14 protein-coding genes and 1 pseudogene are annotated in these 16,508 nt (G+C 69.8%); 4 read left to right on the forward strand and 11 right to left on the reverse strand.

Features of this window, described 5'->3' with window-relative positions:
* Window positions 1–68: 68 nt before the first annotated feature.
* From ACWCRD_RS14595 to ACWCRD_RS14620, 6 genes are all read right to left on the reverse strand, one after another.
* A complete protein-coding gene (locus tag ACWCRD_RS14595) occupies window positions 69–350 on the reverse strand; it encodes an HU family DNA-binding protein (RefSeq protein ID WP_007382399.1) in 282 nt (93 codons plus the stop codon).
* A gap of 344 nt (window positions 351–694) precedes the next feature.
* The gene (locus ACWCRD_RS14600; RefSeq protein WP_450966173.1) at window positions 695–2,107 is read right to left on the reverse strand and encodes a malic enzyme-like NAD(P)-binding protein; all 1,413 of its coding nucleotides are present in this window, start codon (window positions 2,105–2,107) and stop codon (window positions 695–697) included.
* A gap of 408 nt (window positions 2,108–2,515) precedes the next feature.
* Window positions 2,516–4,918, reverse strand: a complete 2,403-nt coding sequence (locus ACWCRD_RS14605; protein WP_450966174.1) for a HelD family protein — start codon at window positions 4,916–4,918, stop codon at window positions 2,516–2,518.
* Window positions 4,919–5,010: 92 nt separating this feature from the next.
* A complete protein-coding gene (locus ACWCRD_RS14610) occupies window positions 5,011–5,832 on the reverse strand; it encodes an anti-sigma factor family protein (RefSeq protein ID WP_450966175.1) in 822 nt (273 codons plus the stop codon).
* Entirely contained in the window at window positions 5,832–6,353 is a 522-nt protein-coding gene (locus ACWCRD_RS14615) for a sigma-70 family RNA polymerase sigma factor (protein WP_010039908.1), read from the reverse strand. Before ACWCRD_RS14615 ends, ACWCRD_RS14610 begins: the two co-directional genes overlap by 1 nt.
* 317 nt (window positions 6,354–6,670) lie before the next feature.
* Entirely contained in the window at window positions 6,671–7,270 is a 600-nt protein-coding gene (locus ACWCRD_RS14620) for a CGNR zinc finger domain-containing protein (RefSeq protein ID WP_450966176.1), read from the reverse strand.
* 382 nt (window positions 7,271–7,652) lie between these two features.
* Here ACWCRD_RS14620 and ACWCRD_RS14625 point away from each other — a divergent pair.
* A pseudogene (locus ACWCRD_RS14625) lies at window positions 7,653–7,838 on the forward strand (anthrone oxygenase family protein); the annotation flags it as partial.
* Between the two features lie 182 nt (window positions 7,839–8,020).
* Here the strand turns inward: ACWCRD_RS14625 and ACWCRD_RS14630 are convergent.
* Both ACWCRD_RS14630 and ACWCRD_RS14635 read right to left on the reverse strand, forming a co-directional pair.
* Complete coding sequence (locus ACWCRD_RS14630; protein WP_450966177.1) at window positions 8,021–9,181, reverse strand: uroporphyrinogen-III synthase; 1,161 nt, start codon at window positions 9,179–9,181, stop codon at window positions 8,021–8,023.
* A 116-nt stretch (window positions 9,182–9,297) separates the two neighbouring features.
* Window positions 9,298–10,677, reverse strand: a complete 1,380-nt coding sequence (locus tag ACWCRD_RS14635; protein ID WP_450966178.1) for a nitrate/nitrite transporter — start codon at window positions 10,675–10,677, stop codon at window positions 9,298–9,300.
* Between the two features lie 664 nt (window positions 10,678–11,341).
* Here ACWCRD_RS14635 and ACWCRD_RS14640 point away from each other — a divergent pair.
* Window positions 11,342–11,659 (forward strand): helix-turn-helix domain-containing protein, encoded by a 318-nt coding sequence (locus ACWCRD_RS14640; protein WP_450966179.1) that lies wholly within the window; start codon window positions 11,342–11,344, stop codon window positions 11,657–11,659.
* Window positions 11,660–11,706: 47 nt separating this feature from the next.
* Here the strand turns inward: ACWCRD_RS14640 and ACWCRD_RS14645 are convergent, their stop codons facing one another.
* Together ACWCRD_RS14645 and ACWCRD_RS14650 are read right to left on the reverse strand one after the other, a co-directional pair.
* Window positions 11,707–12,321: a Uma2 family endonuclease gene (locus ACWCRD_RS14645; RefSeq protein ID WP_450966180.1), complete on the reverse strand. Its 615-nt coding sequence runs from the start codon at window positions 12,319–12,321 to the stop codon at window positions 11,707–11,709.
* Between the two features lie 65 nt (window positions 12,322–12,386).
* Window positions 12,387–13,127 carry a helix-turn-helix domain-containing protein gene (locus tag ACWCRD_RS14650; RefSeq protein WP_450966181.1) on the reverse strand — a complete coding sequence of 247 codons (741 nt, stop codon included), beginning with the start codon at window positions 13,125–13,127 and terminating at the stop codon, window positions 12,387–12,389.
* 247 nt (window positions 13,128–13,374) lie between these two features.
* Here ACWCRD_RS14650 and ACWCRD_RS14655 point away from each other — a divergent pair, with 247 nt between their 5' ends.
* Window positions 13,375–14,040 carry a DUF4097 family beta strand repeat-containing protein gene (locus ACWCRD_RS14655; protein WP_450966182.1) on the forward strand — a complete coding sequence of 222 codons (666 nt, stop codon included), beginning with the start codon at window positions 13,375–13,377 and terminating at the stop codon, window positions 14,038–14,040.
* Between the two features lie 79 nt (window positions 14,041–14,119).
* Here ACWCRD_RS14655 and ACWCRD_RS14660 read toward each other — a convergent pair whose 3' ends face one another.
* Window positions 14,120–15,076 (reverse strand): LysR family transcriptional regulator, encoded by a 957-nt coding sequence (locus ACWCRD_RS14660; protein ID WP_450966183.1) that lies wholly within the window; start codon window positions 15,074–15,076, stop codon window positions 14,120–14,122.
* 96 nt (window positions 15,077–15,172) lie between these two features.
* On the opposite strand from ACWCRD_RS14660, the gene ACWCRD_RS14665 reads away from it, so the two are divergent.
* The gene (locus ACWCRD_RS14665; RefSeq protein WP_450966184.1) at window positions 15,173–16,492 is read left to right on the forward strand and encodes an MFS transporter; all 1,320 of its coding nucleotides are present in this window, start codon (window positions 15,173–15,175) and stop codon (window positions 16,490–16,492) included.
* The last annotated feature ends 16 nt before the right edge of the window (window positions 16,493–16,508 follow it).

Genomic DNA, 16,508 nt, shown 5'->3' on the forward strand with positions numbered 1-16,508 from the left:
CGACCAGCCACGGCGGTCCCGCCGGCCGAGAGACGGCCTGCAGTCACCCGGCGCTCGAAGCGGAGCGCTTACTTGCCCTTCGCGGCTTCCTTGAGCTTGCTGCCCGCGGAGACCTTGACGCTGTAGCCGGCCGGGATCTGGATCGGGTCGCCGGTCTGCGGGTTGCGCGCGGTGCGAGCGGCACGGTGGGTGCGCTCGAAGGTCAGGAAGCCGGGGATGGTGACCTTCTCGTCGCCCTTGGCGACGATCTCGCCGACGGTCTCGGCGAACGCGGCCAGCACGGCGTCGGCGTCCTTGCGGGTCACCTCGGCGCGGTCGGCCAGCGCGGCCACCAGCTCACTGCGGTTCATGTTGTTACTCCCGTGTTCTTCTTGCCGTTGAGGCGTGCCACGCGGCGGAGCCGCATATCGGGCACGGTGAAGCCGATGCTGCCAGGGTCCTCGGAGAGGCCCCGGGCCCGGGTCCGTGGTCAGACCCCTCGCGCCCAGGGACGCATCCTGCCCCTACCTGCGGCGCGAAAGCCAATCCGGCACCCGCAGGAGTCGTGAGAACACCCTTGGGAGTCACACGAAAAGAGGGCCTGAGCCTGGCCGACACGATAAACGCCGACCAGCAGGGTCAGGTTCCACGACGCGCCGGTGCAAGGCCTTGCCGTGGCGATCCTCACAGCCCCCGGAAAAGCCCTTGCAAGCCCTTACGAGGCTGCCGCAGACTTCGCCGCCTCCCGCACCGCACCGGCCACCGCGCCCGCGACCTTGTCGTTGAAGACGCTCGGGATGATGTAGTTCGGGTTCAGCTCGTCCTCGGTCACCACGTCCGCGAGAGCGGTTGCGGCGGCCAGCATCATCTCGGTGTTGACCGTGCGGGACTGGGCGTCCAGCAGACCGCGGAAGACGCCCGGGAAGACCAGCACGTTGTTGATCTGGTTCGGGAAGTCGGAGCGGCCGGTGGCGACAACGGCCGCCGTCTGACGCGCGATTGCCGGGTCGACCTCGGGGTCGGGGTTCGCGAGCGCGAACACGATCGCGCCGTCGGCCATGGCGGCCACGTCGTCGCCGTCGAGGACGTTCGGGGCGGAGACACCGATGAAGACGTCGGCGCCGCGGACGGCCTCCTTGAGGGTGCCGGTCAGGCCCTCGGGGTTGGTGTTGTCGGCGATCCAGCGCAGCGGCGAGTCGATCGCGGCCTCGCGCAGGTCCTCGCGGCCGGTGTGCACGACGCCGTGGATGTCGGCGACGACGGCGTTCTTGACGCCCGCGGCGAGCAGCAGCTTGAGGATGGCCGTACCGGCCGCGCCGGCGCCCGACATGACGACCCGGATGTTCTCAATTGCCTTGCCGGTGACGCGAAGTGCGTTCGTCAGGGCGGCGAGGACGACGATCGCGGTGCCGTGCTGGTCGTCGTGGAAGACGGGGATGTCGAGGGCCTCGCGCAGCCGCGCCTCGATCTCGAAGCAGCGGGGCGCGGAGATGTCCTCGAGGTTGATGCCGGCGAACCCGGGGGCGATCGCCTTCACGATCTCGACGATCGCGTCGGTGTCCTGGGTGTCGAGGCACAGCGGCCAGGCGTCGATGCCGGCGAACCGCTTGAAGAGGGCCGCCTTGCCCTCCATGACCGGGAGGGCGGCCTTGGGGCCGATGTTGCCCAGGCCCAGCACGGCCGAGCCGTCCGTCACGACCGCAACGGAGTTGCGCTTGATGGTGAGGCGGCGGGCGTCCTCGGGGTTCTCGGCGATCGCCATGCAGACGCGGGCCACACCCGGCGTGTAGATCATGGAGAGGTCGTCACGGTTGCGGATGGGGTGCTTCGACGCCATCTCGATCTTGCCGCCGAGGTGCATCAGGAACGTACGGTCGGAGACCTTGCCGAGGGTGACGCCCTCGATGCCGCGCAGCTGTGTGACGATCTCGTCGGCGTGGGCCGTGGAGCTCGCCGCGATGGTGACGTCGATGCGGAGCTTCTCGTGGCCGGAGGCGGTCACGTCGAGGCCGGTCACCGAGCCTCCGTGGGACTCTACGGCCGTGGTGATCTGGGAGACCGCGGTTCCGCTCGCGGGCACCTCCAACCGGACCGTAATGGAGTAGGAGACGCTGGGCGCCGTTGCCATGGCCGACTTCCTCTGCTTTCACCGTGACGCTGGGTATGCCGTCCGATGGTCGCACCTACTGCCGAGTAGGCGTTAGCCGCTCCGGATTGCGATCGTTTTGTTCACAGCAAAAGAGGCCCGCGTCACATGGTGACGCGGGCCTCCCGCTCGTTCACTCAGGCTCGCCTCGCGATGTCCGCGCCGGTCGACCTGCTTCTCTGCTGGGGGTCCGGGGGTTATCCCCCGGGAAATGCAGTAGTGGCACCGACCCGCCATGCTCGCCTCGCGGCAAGTGGTCGCTCGTAGCGACGAAGGTTGGGCCCGGGGGCTTGGATCGGGCCGGTGCCACACCCAGGCTAACAAACAGATCCCGTAAGGCCATTCCCGTGCCGAGAGTTCATCCGGTTCTTAACTTCGATGGAGCAGGTGCTAGTCCCTCAGCAGGTCGGGGACGGCGTTCGCGTCCGGGGCGTCGCGATCGGTGGAGACGATGGTCAGCTGTTGGGTCGCGCGGGTGAGGGCGACGTACAGGACCCGCAGGCCGGCCGGGGACTCGTCGGCGATCTCCGCGGGCGAGACGACGACCGTCGCGTCGTACTCCAGGCCCTTCGCCTCCAGGCTGCCGAGGGCCACCACCCGGTCGCCGAGCCCGGCGAGCCAGCGGGCGGCCTCCTCGCGGCGCTGCATGGCGACGACGACGCCGACCGTGCCGTCGACACGGTCGAGGAGCCGGGCGGCCTCCTCGCGGACGGCCTGCGCGAGGGAGTCCCGTACCACGGTGAAGCGGGGCTCGACGCCGGTGGACCGTACGGCCGACGGGGACTTGGCGCCCGGCATGGCGAGGGCCAGCACCTTGGCGGCGAGCTCGGCGATCTCGGCCGGGTTGCGGTAGTTGACGGTGAGCTCGAAGCGGCGGCGGGGGCGGGTGCCGAGCGCCTCGTCCCTCGCCTCGGCCGCCTCGTCGACGTCGGACCAGGAGGACTGGGCCGGGTCGCCGACGACGGTCCAGGTGGCGTGCCGGCCGCGGCGGCCGATCATGCGCCACTGCATCGGGGTGAGGTCCTGGGCCTCGTCCACGATGACATGGGCGTACTCGGTGCGCTCCTGGGCGAGCCGCTCGGCGCGCTCGCGCTGCGACTCCTCACGCACCGGCATCAGCTCCTCCAGACCGGTGAGCTGGTCCAGCGGGTCCAGTTCGCGCTTCTTCTTGGGGCGGGCCGGGGTGCCGAGGATCGACTGGAGCTCGTCGAGCATCGCGATGTCGTGCACGGAGTGGCCCTCGCGTCTGAGCGAGCGGGCGACCCTCCTGACCTCGCCCGGGTTGAGGATCCGGCGGGCCCAGCGGCCGAGGCGCCGCTCGTCGGCCATCGCGGCGAGGACCGCCTTGGGCGTGAGCTCGGGCCACCAGGCGTCGAGGAAGCCGAGGAAGCTGTCCTCGCTCGACACGTCCTCGTCGAAGGAGGACCGCAGTTCGGCGGCCAGTTCCGGGTCGGTGTGGCGGCCGGCCGCGCCGGACTGCGCCCACAGGGCGTCGAGGAGCAGCTTGCGGGCGCGGGGGCGCAGCAGGTTCACGGGCGCGGTGCCGCCGAGCACGGCCTGGCGGATACGGCCCAGCTCGGCGGCCTCCAGCTCCAGACGGCGGCCGAAGGCGACGACCCGCAGACGGGTGGGCGGGCCCGTGGGGGCGCCGGGCCCGTCCGTGTCGTCCTCGCCGAAGGCGAGCTGACCGGTGGCGGTGGTCGAGCGCGCGTCGGTGCCCGGACCGCCGTGACCGCCGTCCGGCCCCAGCTCCAGTGCTCCGCGCGCCGCCTTCCGCAGGACCTTGAGCATGCGGTAGGAGCCCTTGGCGCGGGCCGTGGACGGGGAGTCGTAGAGCGTGGCCTCCGCACCGTCGACGAGCGAGCCGATCGCGCGGATGGCGACCTGGCCCTCCTCGCCGAGGGAGGGCAGGACACCCTCGGTGTAGGCGACGAGCAGGGGGGTCGGGGAGACGATCAGGATGCCGCCCGCGTACCGGCGCCGGTCCTGGTAGAGGAGGTAGGCGGCGCGGTGGAGCGCCACGGCCGTCTTGCCGGTGCCGGGCCCGCCCTCGACATAGGTCACCGAGGCGGCGGGGGCGCGGATGACCAGGTCCTGTTCGGCCTGGATGGAGGCGACGATGTCCCGCATGGTGTGGCTGCGGGCCTGGCCCAGGGCGGCCATCAGGGCGCCGTCGCCGATGACGGCCAGCTCGTTGCCGTCGAGGAAGGCCTTGAGCTCGGGGCGCATCAGGTCGTCCTCGACGCCGAGCACCTTGCGGCCCTTGGAGCGGATGACACGGCGGCGCACGACCCGGCCGGGGTCGACGGGGGTGGAGCGGTAGAAGGGGGCGGCGGCGGGCGCCCGCCAGTCGATGACGAGCGGCGCGTACTCGGAGTCCAGGACACCGATCCGCCCGATGTGCAGGGTCTCGGCGATGTCGGCGGTGTCGTCGTCCCGCACGGCACCCTCGGCAGGCTCTACGGCCGTGTAGGCGCCGTCCGGCCCCTTCTTGCCGTCCTTGCCGAGCAGCAGGTCGATGCGCCCGAAGAGGAAGTCCTCGAACTCGTTGTTGAGCCGGTTGAGATGGATTCCCGCCCGGAAGACCTGTGCGTCCCGCTCGGCGAGGGCGCCGGGCGTGCCGACCTGACCGCGCTTGGCCGCGTCGTTCATCAGGAACTCGGCCTCGTGGATCTTCTCCTCAAGACGCCGGTACACCCGGTCGAGGTGTTCCTGTTCGACGCTGATCTCTCGGTCGCGTACGGAGTCGTGATCCGAGCCGACGGCGGTTTCGGGTTGAGCCTGAGCGGCCACCGGGCCCCCTTCTGACGTGCATGGCAGCCGTCAACCGTACGCGAAGGGGACCCGGCAAAGCTACGTAAGCCACTCGTGGATCTCCACGAGAACTACGCGCCGATCTCGACGAGCTTCTTACCCTGGAAGGTCATGACCTCGAAGTGGTCGATCTCATTGGGCTTGAAGGCCGCGCTGCCCTGGGCGTAGAGCGGTTCCTTCGCCTCCTCGATCTTGGCGTTCGGGAGGCCGTAGCCCCACTTCGGGACCGTCCAGGAGGACATGGTCTCGCGCTCGCCGTTCTTGCCGACGGCGATGAGCGAGCACTTCAGCGGGCCCTTGACATTGCTGAGCTCGACGACGCCCGTGGTGCCCCAGGCCTTCTCCTGCATCGCGACGGTCGCCTTGACCTGGGTGGACGCGTCCGTGGCCGAGACCTTGTCGGGGAGGTTGTCGAAGGTCGCCTTGGCTCCGGCCGCCAGCGGTGTGGCGCTCGTGCCCGAGCCGCTGCCGCCGTTCACGGCCATGACCGTCAGCGGGCCACCGATGATCAACGCTGCCGCGGCCGCCACCAGGTAGAAGCCCTTGCGGCGCTTCTGCGCCCGCCGCTCGGCGACCTCGTCGACCAGCTTCTCCGCGAGCCGCGGGCTGGGCCTGGCGGACAGGGACTCCCCGATCGCGGGCGAACCGGTCCCCGGCAGATCCGCGAGGGCGGCGAGCATCGGTTCCATCCCGGCCAGCTCGTCGAGCTGCTGGGCGCACCACTCACAGGTCGCGAGGTGCGCCTCGAAAGCGGTTGCCTCGGCGTCGTCGAGGATGCCGAGAGCGTAGGCGCCGACCGTCTCGTGTTCGCTCGGGCCCGGAGATCCCATCATGGAGCCAGACATACCCGAACCACCTGTACCGAATCCCTGGTTTCCCCCGTAAACACTCATCACGCCGTCACCCCCCGCTCCTCCAGTGCGAGCTTCATCGACCGCAGGGCATAGAACACCCGGGACCGCACCGTGCCACTGGGAATGCCCAGCGTCTCGGCGGCCTCGTTGACCGTACGCCCCTTGAAATACGTCTCGACGAGCACCTCCCGGTGGGCCGGGGTCAGGTCGTCCAGCGCGTCCGACAGCGTCATCAACCACAGCGCCTTGTCGATCTCGTCCTCCGCGGGGATGACCTCCAGCGGCGACGGATCGACCTCCTGCGGCCGGGCCTGCCGGCTGCGGTGGCCGTCGATGACGATGCGGCGCGCGACCGTCACCAGCCAGGGGCGTACAGATCCGGTCGCCCGATTGAGCTGACCGGCGTTCTTCCAGGCACGGATCAATGTCTCCTGGACCACGTCCTCGGCGCGCTGCCGGTCTCCGGCGACCAGGCGCAGTACGTATGCAAGGAGAGGTCCGGCGTGCTCGCGATAGAGCGCACGCATCAGCTCCTCATCAGGTTCCGAGGGCTGGGACATGCGATGTCGGGCCCTCGATCCACGTTCATTGGCCACGACGGAATCCTTGCGCACGCCCACCTCCGATGTCCGGGGGTTCCCCCAGTCGGTCGCTCGTCCACGGGTACGGATGTGGGCCGCGTCATGTTCAACGTGAGATGACAGTTTTCTTCTGAGTGACGTGACGAGGGGGACATGGGAGCACATTCCCACCTCGTGATCTTTACATTTCCGCCACATTGGCGAGATCGCAACCGCTGCCCATGTCACGGATGAGGTAAACGGTGTGTAATCGAAATCACGTCGACGACTCCTTCTCAGAAGCCGCATACCGGGCGTCAGGCGCGCGTCAGAGCCGCACGCCGGCGGTGCCGGGCCACCCTTTCCCGGTTCCCACAGACCTCACTGGAGCACCAGCGCCTCCTGCGCCCCCGGGACGAATCCACATAAACGATCGGGCAGTTGTCCCCTTCGCACTGCCGCAGTCCGGCCCGTGCGACGGGGTCCGTGAGGAGCTCCACGGCATCCCGGGCGATCGCGGCGAGCAGCGCCGCGCACTCGGGCGGACCGTCCAACTCACGTACGAGCGAACCGTCCTCGCCGCGCACGGCGCGGGGGGCGGGAGGTGAGACACGGGCGATCTCGTTCACCCGGGCGAGCGCGATGTCGTACGACGGCCGGAGAACTGCCGGCGTCAGTCCGCCGTGCACCAACTGCCCGATCTGTCCGCGCAGTTCACGGAAGCCCACCAGCCAGGACGGGTCGGCGTGGGCCAGCGGGGTGGTCGCGGGGACCAGTCCTGCCCCGGTGATCCAGGCGCACAGCACACCGAGGGAGTCGAACCGCTCCTCGGGGTGGGTGGTGGCGAGGAGGTCGAGACAGATCCGCCCGGCGTCGAACCGCAGCTCGTACGCGACCGTGACCGTACCCAGTGCCATGTGCCTGTCACCGCCTGGCTCGGGAACCTGAGGGCTGAAGCAACCGATCCCTCTTACAGTGCCTTCCCGCTGGCGCGGCCGGAACCCCTCGTACCGGCGGTGGAGGAGATGGCGGCTGGACGCGTGCTTATGCGGCTGCGCTTCTCGGCGATGTTCCGGGCGGGCCGCCGTCCGTTGACTCAAGGGCATGACAACCCACAGCAGGAGCACGGGATTCGTACTGGGTGCGGCCACGGTCGCGATGGGTCTGATCGCGGGCGTCCACTACATCTTCGCGTGCTGCGTGATGCCGGCGCTGGCCCGCAGCGACGACCGGGTCTACGTCGAGGTGATGCGGAACATCAACGACGTGATCCAGAATCCGGCGTTCTTCCTCAGTTTCATGGGGGCGCTGCTCCTGACGGCGGTGTCCTCGTGGCAGCTGCGCGGGCAGCCGTACCGCTGCTGGGTGTGGGCGGCCCTGGCGGCCTACGCGCTCGGTTTCCTCACCACGGTCGCCGTCAACATCCCGCTCGACAACGACCTGGCGACCATGAAGGATCCGACGGCGGCCCGGGAGCACTTCGAGCGGGCGTGGGTGGCGTGGAACGCGGTGCGGGCGGGGGTGTCGACGGCGGCGGTGGGGTGTCTGACGCGGGCGCTGATTCTGTTCAGCCCGTCCGGCGTTCGAGGACGAGACTGTTCAGGCCGAAAGCGGGGGTCTGGAAGCGGCAGCCCCCAGCACGTCCACCCCGGCGCCTGGTACCTGCCTCACACGTCCGCATACTTCGCGTCAGCGGCGGGATCCAAGGCCAGCCGGTACCCCCGCTTCACCACCGTCTGGATCAACTTCGGCGCGCCGAGAGCCGTCCGCAGCCGTGCCATGGCGGTCTCCACCGCATGCTCGTCGCGCCCGGCGCCGGGCAGCGCCCGCAGCAGGTCGGCCCGGGCCACCACCCACCCCGGCCGCCGCGACAGCGCCCGCAGCAGCGACATCCCGGCGGGCGGTACGGGCTTGAGGTCGCCGTCGACGAGGACCGCATGACCGCGGATCTCCACCCGGTGCCCGGCGATGGGCAGGGACCGCGCCCGGTTGGGAAGCTCCTGGCACAGCAGCTGGACGAGCGGGCCGAGCCGGAAGCGTTCGGGCTGGACCGTGTCGATGCCGTGGGCCTGCAGCGGCAGCGCGGTGACCGGGCCGACGCAGGCCGGCAGGACGTCGTGGTGGAGGGCGGCGAGCAGTTCGGGCAGCAGCCCGCGCTCCTCGGCCCGGTTCAGCAGCGACACGGCGGCGGGCGCGCTGGTGAAGGTGATCGCATCGAGGCCCCGGGAGACGGCCGCGTCCAGCAGCCGGTCCAGCGGCGCCAGGTCCTCCGGCGGCATCCACCGGTACACCGGAACCCCGACGACCTCCCCTCCCGCAGCCCGCAGCGACTCCACGAACCCGGGCAGCGGCTCGCCGTGCAGCTGTACGGCGATACGGCGCCCGTCGACGCCCTCCTCAAGGAGCCGGTCCAGCACCTCGGCCATGGACTCGCTCGACGGCGACCACTCCTCGGTCAGCCCGGCGGCCCGTATCGCTCCCTTGACCTTGGGCCCGCGCGCCAGCAGCTCCACGTGCCGCAGCCGGTCGATGAGCGGCTCGCCGAGCCCCCATCCCTCGGCGGCCTCGACCCAGCCCCGGAAGCCGATGGCGGTCGTGGCCACCACCACGTCCGGTGCCTGGTCGATCAGGTCCTTCGTCGCCGCCAGCAGTTCGCTGTCGTCGGCGAGCTGCACGATGCGCAGGGCGGGTGCATGCAGGACGGCGGCTCCCCGTCGCTGCAGCAGCGCGCCCAGCTCGTCGGCACGGCGGGCGGCGGTCACACCCACGGTGAATCCGGCCAGGGGGCCGTGCAGGCCCGGGTCTGGTCGCTGCTGTTCCTCGTACATGGCTCTCGTCCCGAACTCGAGTCGTCGTACATGCAGTAGTGCGGTACCTACATGCCGAACGAGCCTGTCAACGGTGCGTGACAGGCTCGGTTCGGCTTCATGTCGCTGGTGTTACGTCACACCTCGGCGTAGCTGAGCTGCGGCTTCGCGTCTGCGGCGGCCTCGGACTGCGTCGCCGCGGCCGGGCGTCGAAGGTATACGGCCCAGGTCACCGCGAAGCAGAGGGCGTAGTAGCCGAGGAAGGCGACGAACGCGCCGGTGCCGGAGCCGTAGGAGAGGAAGGACTGCCGGAAGGCCAGGTTGATGCCGACGCCACCGAGTGCGCCGACCGCGCCGATGAGGCCCATGGACGCTCCGGACAGCCGACGTCCGTACTTGGCCGCCTCCTCGCCTTCCAGTCCCTTGGCGAGGGCCTTGGTCTGGAAGATGCCGGGGATCATCTTGAACGTGGATCCGTTGCCGATGCCGGTCAGGGAGAACAGGACGACGAAGGCGACGACGAACAGCGGCAGCGACTTCTGCATGCTGGCGACGACCAGGACGGCCGTGGCGGCGCCCATGGCGATGTAGTTGTAGAGGGTGATCTTCGCGCCGCCGTACTTGTCGGCGAGCCAGCCGCCCACGGGGCGGATCAGCGAGCCGAGCAGCGGGCCCATGAAGGTGAGGTACGTGGCCTGCAGCGGCGTGCGCCCGAACTGGTTCGTCAGCACCTGCCCGAAGGCGAAGCTGTAACCGATGAACGAGCCGAACGTGCCGATGTAGAGGAAGGACATGATCCAGGTGTGGGCGTCCTTCGCGGCGTCCTTGGCGGCACCGGTGTCGTTCTTCACGTTCTCGATGTTGTTCATGAACAGCGCGGCGAGCACGGCCGCGACGACGATCAGCGGGATGTAGATCCCGAGCAGCACGCGCGGGCCGCCGCTCGCGCCGATGACCGCGAGGGCCACGAGCTGGATGGCGGCGACGCCGATGTTGCCGCCTCCGGCGTTGAGCCCGAGCGCCCAGCCCTTCTTCCTGAGCGGGAAGAAGGCGTTGATGTTCGTCATCGAGGAGGCGAAGTTGCCGCCGCCGATGCCGGCCAGCAGGCCGATCCCGAGGAAGGTGTCGAAGGAGGTGCCCGGCTTCATCACCGCGAACGCGGCGATCGTCGGGATGAGCAGCAGGCTGGCCGAGACGATCGTCCAGTTCCGGCCGCCGAAGATGGCGACGGCGAAGGTGTAGGGGACTCGGACGACGGCGCCGACCAGTGTGACCATCGAGGTCAGCATGAACTTGTCGGCCGGGGTCAGCCCGTACTGCGGGCCCATGAAGAGCACCAGCACGGACCACAGGGTCCAGATCGAGAACCCGATGTGCTCGGAGAGAACGGAGAAGAGGAGGTTCCGCTTGGCGATCTTCTCTCCGGTCTCGTTCCAGAAGGTCTCGTTCTCGGGATCCCAGTGCTGGATCCAGCGGCCTCCCCTGCTGGGTGCGGGGGCTGTGCTAGGGGCTGTCATGACGCCTCCACGGTGCTCCGGGGCTCGGTCGTGCTTGGGGCAGATGAGCGGTGATGAGTCCCGAAGGTAGGGAGGCAGCGTTTCCGGCCTGTGGCACTGGGTGACCGGAAAGGAACTTTGCTCTCACCCCGGGCGGAGGGGGGATGAGAGGTTGTGCGCCCGCAGGTTACGAAGAGCTCCCCATCACGAACGCATCTCCGTGAAGCGTCACGCGCACGTCCCGGTGAAGGCGACGGTATGCCCGGCCCCGTGGACCGCGACGGCGATCTTCGCACTGCCGCAGGCCTCCGTGCGCAACAGATCACTCCACCCGGTGACTCGGATCGACTCTTCACCCTTGGATGCCGTCAGTACATCAGGGTACTAGTATGGCTACGTACTACACAAAGGTCGCTCATGACCTGGCATCTTGAAATGACGGGGGAGGTGGGCGACCGGCTGCACGCGCTCCGCAAGGACGACCGCACCACAGCACGGCTCGTGGGTCAGGCGATCGAGGCTCTGATGGAAGAGGGCCCCCGGAACGCAACGCCGTCCTGCTGGTCGCGGGTGACAAGTCCGGACAATGGACAGAGTGGTACCGGCACGCGATCCCGCTCGCCGAAGAACGCTATGCCTTGTGGCTGGTTCATCTGGCTGGGCGCCACGAGAAGGAGACACAGAAGTGACCAGCTTCCACTCCTGGGACGAGGTCAAGCACGAGATCTTCGACCCCGACGACCCTGACGAAATTGCTGCCGGGGCCCGCCGCATGGTGGCCGAGGCACGAGCCCACCGACTGGCTGAGATGCGTCGACAACTCGGGCTCACACAACGCGAGATCGCCGAGCGCATGCAGGTGAGGCAGGAGCGGGTCTCCGCCATCGAGCGCGGCAGGACGGCGTCAACTGAATTGGGCACGGTCGCGGCTTACGTCGCAGCCTTGGGCGGCGAGTTGGAGATCGTGGCCAACTTCAACGGGACCCGGGTCGTCGTCGCGTAGATGCACGACCCGCAGGGCTACGGGCAGGAGTGCGAAGTCAGGGGCACTCACCGACCGCCCCGATCGACGGCCGTCAGGTCGATCTCGAAGTCGAAGGGCACGGAGACCTTGAGCCTGTCGTGGAAGATGCCGGTGAGGCCGTACGACTTCGTGGCCGGGTCGAGCTCGTAGACGTACACGACGGGGAAGCCCTTGTCCTCGTCCTGCTCGACCCGCCAGAAGTGCGGAACGCCGGCTGCCGCGTACTTGCGGGGCTTGACCTCGCGGTCGCGCTCTCGGGAATCGGCGGAGACGACTTCGACGGCGAGGATGACGTCCTCTGGCCGGTACCAGGTCTGGTCGGGTCCGGTGTTCGCCTCCAAGGGGAAGACCAGGATGTCCGGTTCGGGCCGGTTCTTCGCATCCAGCTTGACCGTCATCTCCCGCATGACATCCAGGTGATCCGGCGCCTGTCCGAGAAGAGTGTTCTCAAGCAGGCGCATGCACCGGGCGTGGAATGCGGTCTGCGGACTCATGAAGACGAGACTCCCGTCGATCAACTCCGTGTGCGGCGGGAGGCCCGGAATGCGGTCGAGGTCGTCCGCCGTCCAGCCCCCGGGGGGCGGGATGGGCCAGCGGTACGCGGGCTCGTCGTCCGGCCCGTCGTCGGATGCGGCGCTCATCGGTGCTCCCATGGGACGGAGTCTCGACTGTCGGTTCAGCGTACCGAGGGGGAACTACGGGCGCCTCACCTCAATGAGTGACCGTCCGGCGGTGTTTCGGGACGCGCGTGGAGGACGTCTCGCGCCTGGTCCGCGGCGCGGGCGATGCTCTCCGAGACGAAGTCGAGGAAGCGGGCGATGTTCTCCAGGCGGACGGCAGCCGGCGTGCCGGGGCCGAGGATGGCCACGCCCTGCCGTGCGGTCTCGGCGACCTGGGCGGTGCCGCGGACGCTGGCCATCATCGACTGGTACCAGACGTCGGAGTCGACGACGTAGCGGTCCCGGCGGCGTGCGTCGCGTTCCCGCCGGATCATGCCCTGTTCCTCGAGGAACGCGACCGCCTTGGAGATGGACGCCGGGCTGACCTTGAGCCGCTCGACGAGTTCGGCGGCGGTGAGGCTGCCCGCGTCGCTGAGGCAGACGGCGGCCAGCACCCGGGCCATCATCTGCGGCGTGCCCGACTGCACGAACACAGTGGTGAGCGTCTCCTCGTACGCGCGGACCGCCTCGGCGTCGCGCCCGTACGGCTGCGGGGACGCCGGAGAGTTCGGCGGCGCTGACTGCCTGCGGCGGTGGGCGCGGTGTGCCGTCGCGCGGTGGGCGATCTCGGCGCGGTAGCCGGTGGGGCCGCCGTTGCGCAGCACCTCGCGGGTGATGGTCGAGGTCGGGCGGTCCAGGCGTCGGGCGATCTCCGCGTAGGCGAGGCCGTCGGCCAGTCCCAGCGCGATCTGCTGGCGGTCCTGCTGGGTGAGTCTGCCTCCCGGCATCGTCTTCTCCTTCGTACAGGCCTGTTCGGCGTCTCCCACTCTAGCGTTCACTCCCAATCCATTGCAACGAGCAGCGCGCCAATGTTGCATTAAATTCTGAACCGTTGCAACGATTTATCTACTCTCACCTGCATATATTGCAGCTACGTGCAACAACTATGTTGCCAGATCTTCGAACGCAACGTAGCTTTCCACTATCAGAAACAGCGGGCCGACCGAGCGCCCGCTGCATACGAAGGAGAGCACCATGCAGAAGTTCGAGACCCCCGCAGCCGTCTCCGCCGTCCTCGACATCCCCGCCGGGCGCATCGAGTTCATTGCCGCCGACCGGACCGACACCACCGTCGAGGTCAGGCCCGCCGACGCCTCCAGGAACCGCGATGTGAAGGCGGCCGAGCAGCTGGAGGTCGACTACCGCGAGGGTGTCCTGCGCATCGCGGCGAAGCCGGCGAAGAACCAGTACCTCGGCCCCTCCGGATCCGTCGAGGTCACCGTCCAGCTGCCCGCCGGCTCCCGCATCGAGGCGAAGACGGCCGGCGCCGAACTCCGGGCCGTCGGCCGGCTCGGTGACGTCGTCTTCGAAGGCGCCTACCGCCAGATCAAGATCGACGAGGCCGCGAGCCTCCGCCTCACCGCGGTCGACGGCGACGTCGAGGTCGGCCGGCTGGGCGGCCCCGCCGACATCAGCACCGCACGCGGCGACATCCGGATCGCCGAGGCCGTGGGCGGCACGGTGACACTGCGCACCCAGTCCGGCGACATCTCGGTCGGCGCCGCCGCCGGAATCTCCGCCGCCCTGGACGCCGGCACCGGCCATGGCCGCATCAACAACGCGCTCAAGAACGACGGCACCGCCGAGCTCGACATCCGCGCCACCACCTCCTCCGGCGACATCACCGCCCGCAGCCTCTGACCGGTCGCGGCCTCCCAGCCCCTGAAGGAGCACTCCCCATGACCGACCCGGCCATCGCGGCGAACGGACCGCGCAAGTCCTACACGTCCGCATCGATGGCCGGAAACCATCCATCGGAAGGCATCCGCAGCCATGCCTCCTCCGCCGTGAGTTCGGCCGCCGCCCGTCGAAGCGCATCGAATCCGAGGTGCACCAGCCCCTTACGCCACACAAGTGACACCGGCGACAGAGGCACAGGATCGATCAAGGGCCGCAGCACCCTCCCAGGCATGGCCGGAAAATCCACCACGGCGAGAATCGGATTGCGCGTCTTGGCCATGATCCGCTCGAACTCCTCCTCCCCTACGGCCAGCGGAACGGGCGGCGCGATCTCGATGCCCCGCCCGTCGAACAGCCGGCGGGCGAGATCTGTCCACTCCGGTGTCCGCGGATTGCCGGCACCCGCGTACACCGTCTCGCCCGCCAGCGCGGCGAGCGGCACCGCGTCCAGCGCCGCCAGCCGGTGGTCCTCGGGCAGCACGACCGCCATCGGCTCATGGCGCACGGGCTGGTGCTCCAGCCGGGCCCGCAGCGCCGGGCCCAGGCCTGCGAACCGGCCGAACGACGCGTCGAGGCGCCCGGCGAGCAGCTCTTCCGCCGCGCCGGTCAGCCCGCTCTCGTAACGCGCCATCAGCTCTTGGTCGGGGGCGAGTTCGCGGGCCCGGTGCAGGACGCGGCGCGCGGTGGCCGCACCCCGGTAGTTGAGGTCGACCAGCAGCGGCCTGGCCTGCCCGAACGCGGCCAGCAGTTCGTCCTGCGCCTGAAGCACCCGACGCGCGTACGGCACCAGCCGCTCACCGTCGGCCGTGAGCGTCACCTGCCGGGTGCTGCGCACGAACAGTTCGGCGCCCAACTCCCGCTCCAGCCGCCGCACATCGCGACTGAGCGCCTGCTGGGCGACGTAGAGCCGGGCGGCGGCGCGCGTGAAGTGCAGTTCCTCGGCGACGGTGAGGAAGGCGCGCAGGAGGCGCGGGTCGAGATGGCTGTGCGCGGGCATCCGGCGAACCTACAGCAGGACTTACAACACAGCTGCGTGAATCGGCGCGGAGAAGGTGTTGGACCCCTTGATCGCCTCCGGGCGACCGTAGTGCCCATGCCGCAACCGACCCCCGGGAACGCCCCGCTGTTCACCGTCACCGCCGACACCCTCGTCGCCGTCGACTTCGGCCCCCGAACCGGAAACCGCCCACCCGGCCCCTACCGCCTCCTCTTCGCCACCCCCGGCACCCGCGCCTTCACATACGCGAATCTTCTGGCCCGGCTCCCCATGGGCATGTTCAGCGTGAGCGCGGTCGTGATGATCGCCGGCGCGCGCGGCTCGTACGCCCTCGCCGGCGCCGTCACCGCGACCGGCCTCGCGACGACGGCCGTGGTGGCCCCGTGGACCGCGCGGCTCGTCGACCGGTACGGACAGGCCCGTATCGCCGTACCCGCCACGGTGTTCGCGGCCCTCGGCTCCCTCGCCCTCCTGCTCTGCGTGCACTTCGACGCCCCCGTCTGGACCCTGTTCGCCTGCTACGCCGCCACCGCGACGACCCCGAACACCGGCGGCATGTCCCGCGCCCGCTGGGCCCACCTGCTGAAGGGCGACGACGGTGCGCTGCACACCGCGAACTCCTTCGAACAGGCCGCCGACGAGCTCTGCTTCATGCTGGGCCCGGTGCTCGCGGCCTTCCTGTGCGGGACGTTCTTCCCGGAGGCGGGCACGCTGGTCGGGGCGGTGCTGCTGCTGACCGGCATGCTGCTGTTCGCCGCGCAGCGCTCGACCGAGCCGCCCGTGCAGCGGCATGCTCGCGCCCGGTCCCCGTTCCGCGCGCCCGGCATGCCCCCGCTGCTTGCCGTCTGCCTGGCCATGGGCGCGGTGTTCGGCTCCATGGAGGTCGTCACGATCGCGTTCGCGGACGCACAGGGACACCGCTCGGCGGCGGGCCTCGTGCTCGCGCTGCAGGCGGCGGGTTCGTGCGCGGCGGGTCTGCTGTACGGAGCCCTCAAGCCGAGCGGTCCCGCCGACGCCCGCCTGCCGTGGTGCATCGCCACGATGACCGCCCTGATGGCGCTCCCCCTCCTCGCCGCCGCCCTCACCGGCTCGCTCCCGCTCCTGGCCGGTGCGCTGCTGGTCGCGGGCATGGCGACCGCCCCGACCATGGTCACGACGATGACGCTGGTGCAGCAGCGCACCCCCGAGGCCCGCCGCAACGAGGGCATGACCCTCGCGGTGACCGGCCTGCTCGGCGGCATCGCCTGCGGCTCCGCGACCGGCGGCTGGCTGGTGGACCACCTGTCCCCGACAGCCGGCTTCGGGGCACCGGTGACGGCGGCCACCGCGTCGCTGCTGATCGCCGGCGCGGCACCGCGCTTCGCAAGGGGCGCGGTGAACTGCGCGAACAACCCCCACCGACCCGCGGGTCAATAACCACCCCGCGGAGCAT

Source organism: Streptomyces sp. NPDC002092 (assembly GCF_053593775.1).

Coding starts and splice junctions, on each gene's coding strand:
- ACWCRD_RS14660 (WP_450966183.1), bottom strand. CDS start 15,076: ATGCCCGCGCACAGCCATCTCGACCCGCGCCTCCTGCGCGCCTTCCTC.
- ACWCRD_RS14650 (WP_450966181.1), bottom strand. CDS start 13,127: ATGCCGGGAGGCAGACTCACCCAGCAGGACCGCCAGCAGATCGCGCTG.
- ACWCRD_RS14645 (WP_450966180.1), bottom strand. CDS start 12,321: ATGAGCGCCGCATCCGACGACGGGCCGGACGACGAGCCCGCGTACCGC.
- ACWCRD_RS14610 (WP_450966175.1), bottom strand. CDS start 5,832: ATGAGTGTTTACGGGGGAAACCAGGGATTCGGTACAGGTGGTTCGGGT.
- ACWCRD_RS14615 (WP_010039908.1), bottom strand. CDS start 6,353: ATGTCCCAGCCCTCGGAACCTGATGAGGAGCTGATGCGTGCGCTCTAT.
- ACWCRD_RS14620 (WP_450966176.1), bottom strand. CDS start 7,270: ATGGCACTGGGTACGGTCACGGTCGCGTACGAGCTGCGGTTCGACGCC.
- ACWCRD_RS14655 (WP_450966182.1), top strand. CDS start 13,375: ATGCAGAAGTTCGAGACCCCCGCAGCCGTCTCCGCCGTCCTCGACATC.
- ACWCRD_RS14600 (WP_450966173.1), bottom strand. CDS start 2,107: ATGGCAACGGCGCCCAGCGTCTCCTACTCCATTACGGTCCGGTTGGAG.
- ACWCRD_RS14630 (WP_450966177.1), bottom strand. CDS start 9,181: ATGTACGAGGAACAGCAGCGACCAGACCCGGGCCTGCACGGCCCCCTG.
- ACWCRD_RS14635 (WP_450966178.1), bottom strand. CDS start 10,677: ATGACAGCCCCTAGCACAGCCCCCGCACCCAGCAGGGGAGGCCGCTGG.
- ACWCRD_RS14595 (WP_007382399.1), bottom strand. CDS start 350: ATGAACCGCAGTGAGCTGGTGGCCGCGCTGGCCGACCGCGCCGAGGTG.
- ACWCRD_RS14665 (WP_450966184.1), top strand. CDS start 15,173: ATGCCGCAACCGACCCCCGGGAACGCCCCGCTGTTCACCGTCACCGCC.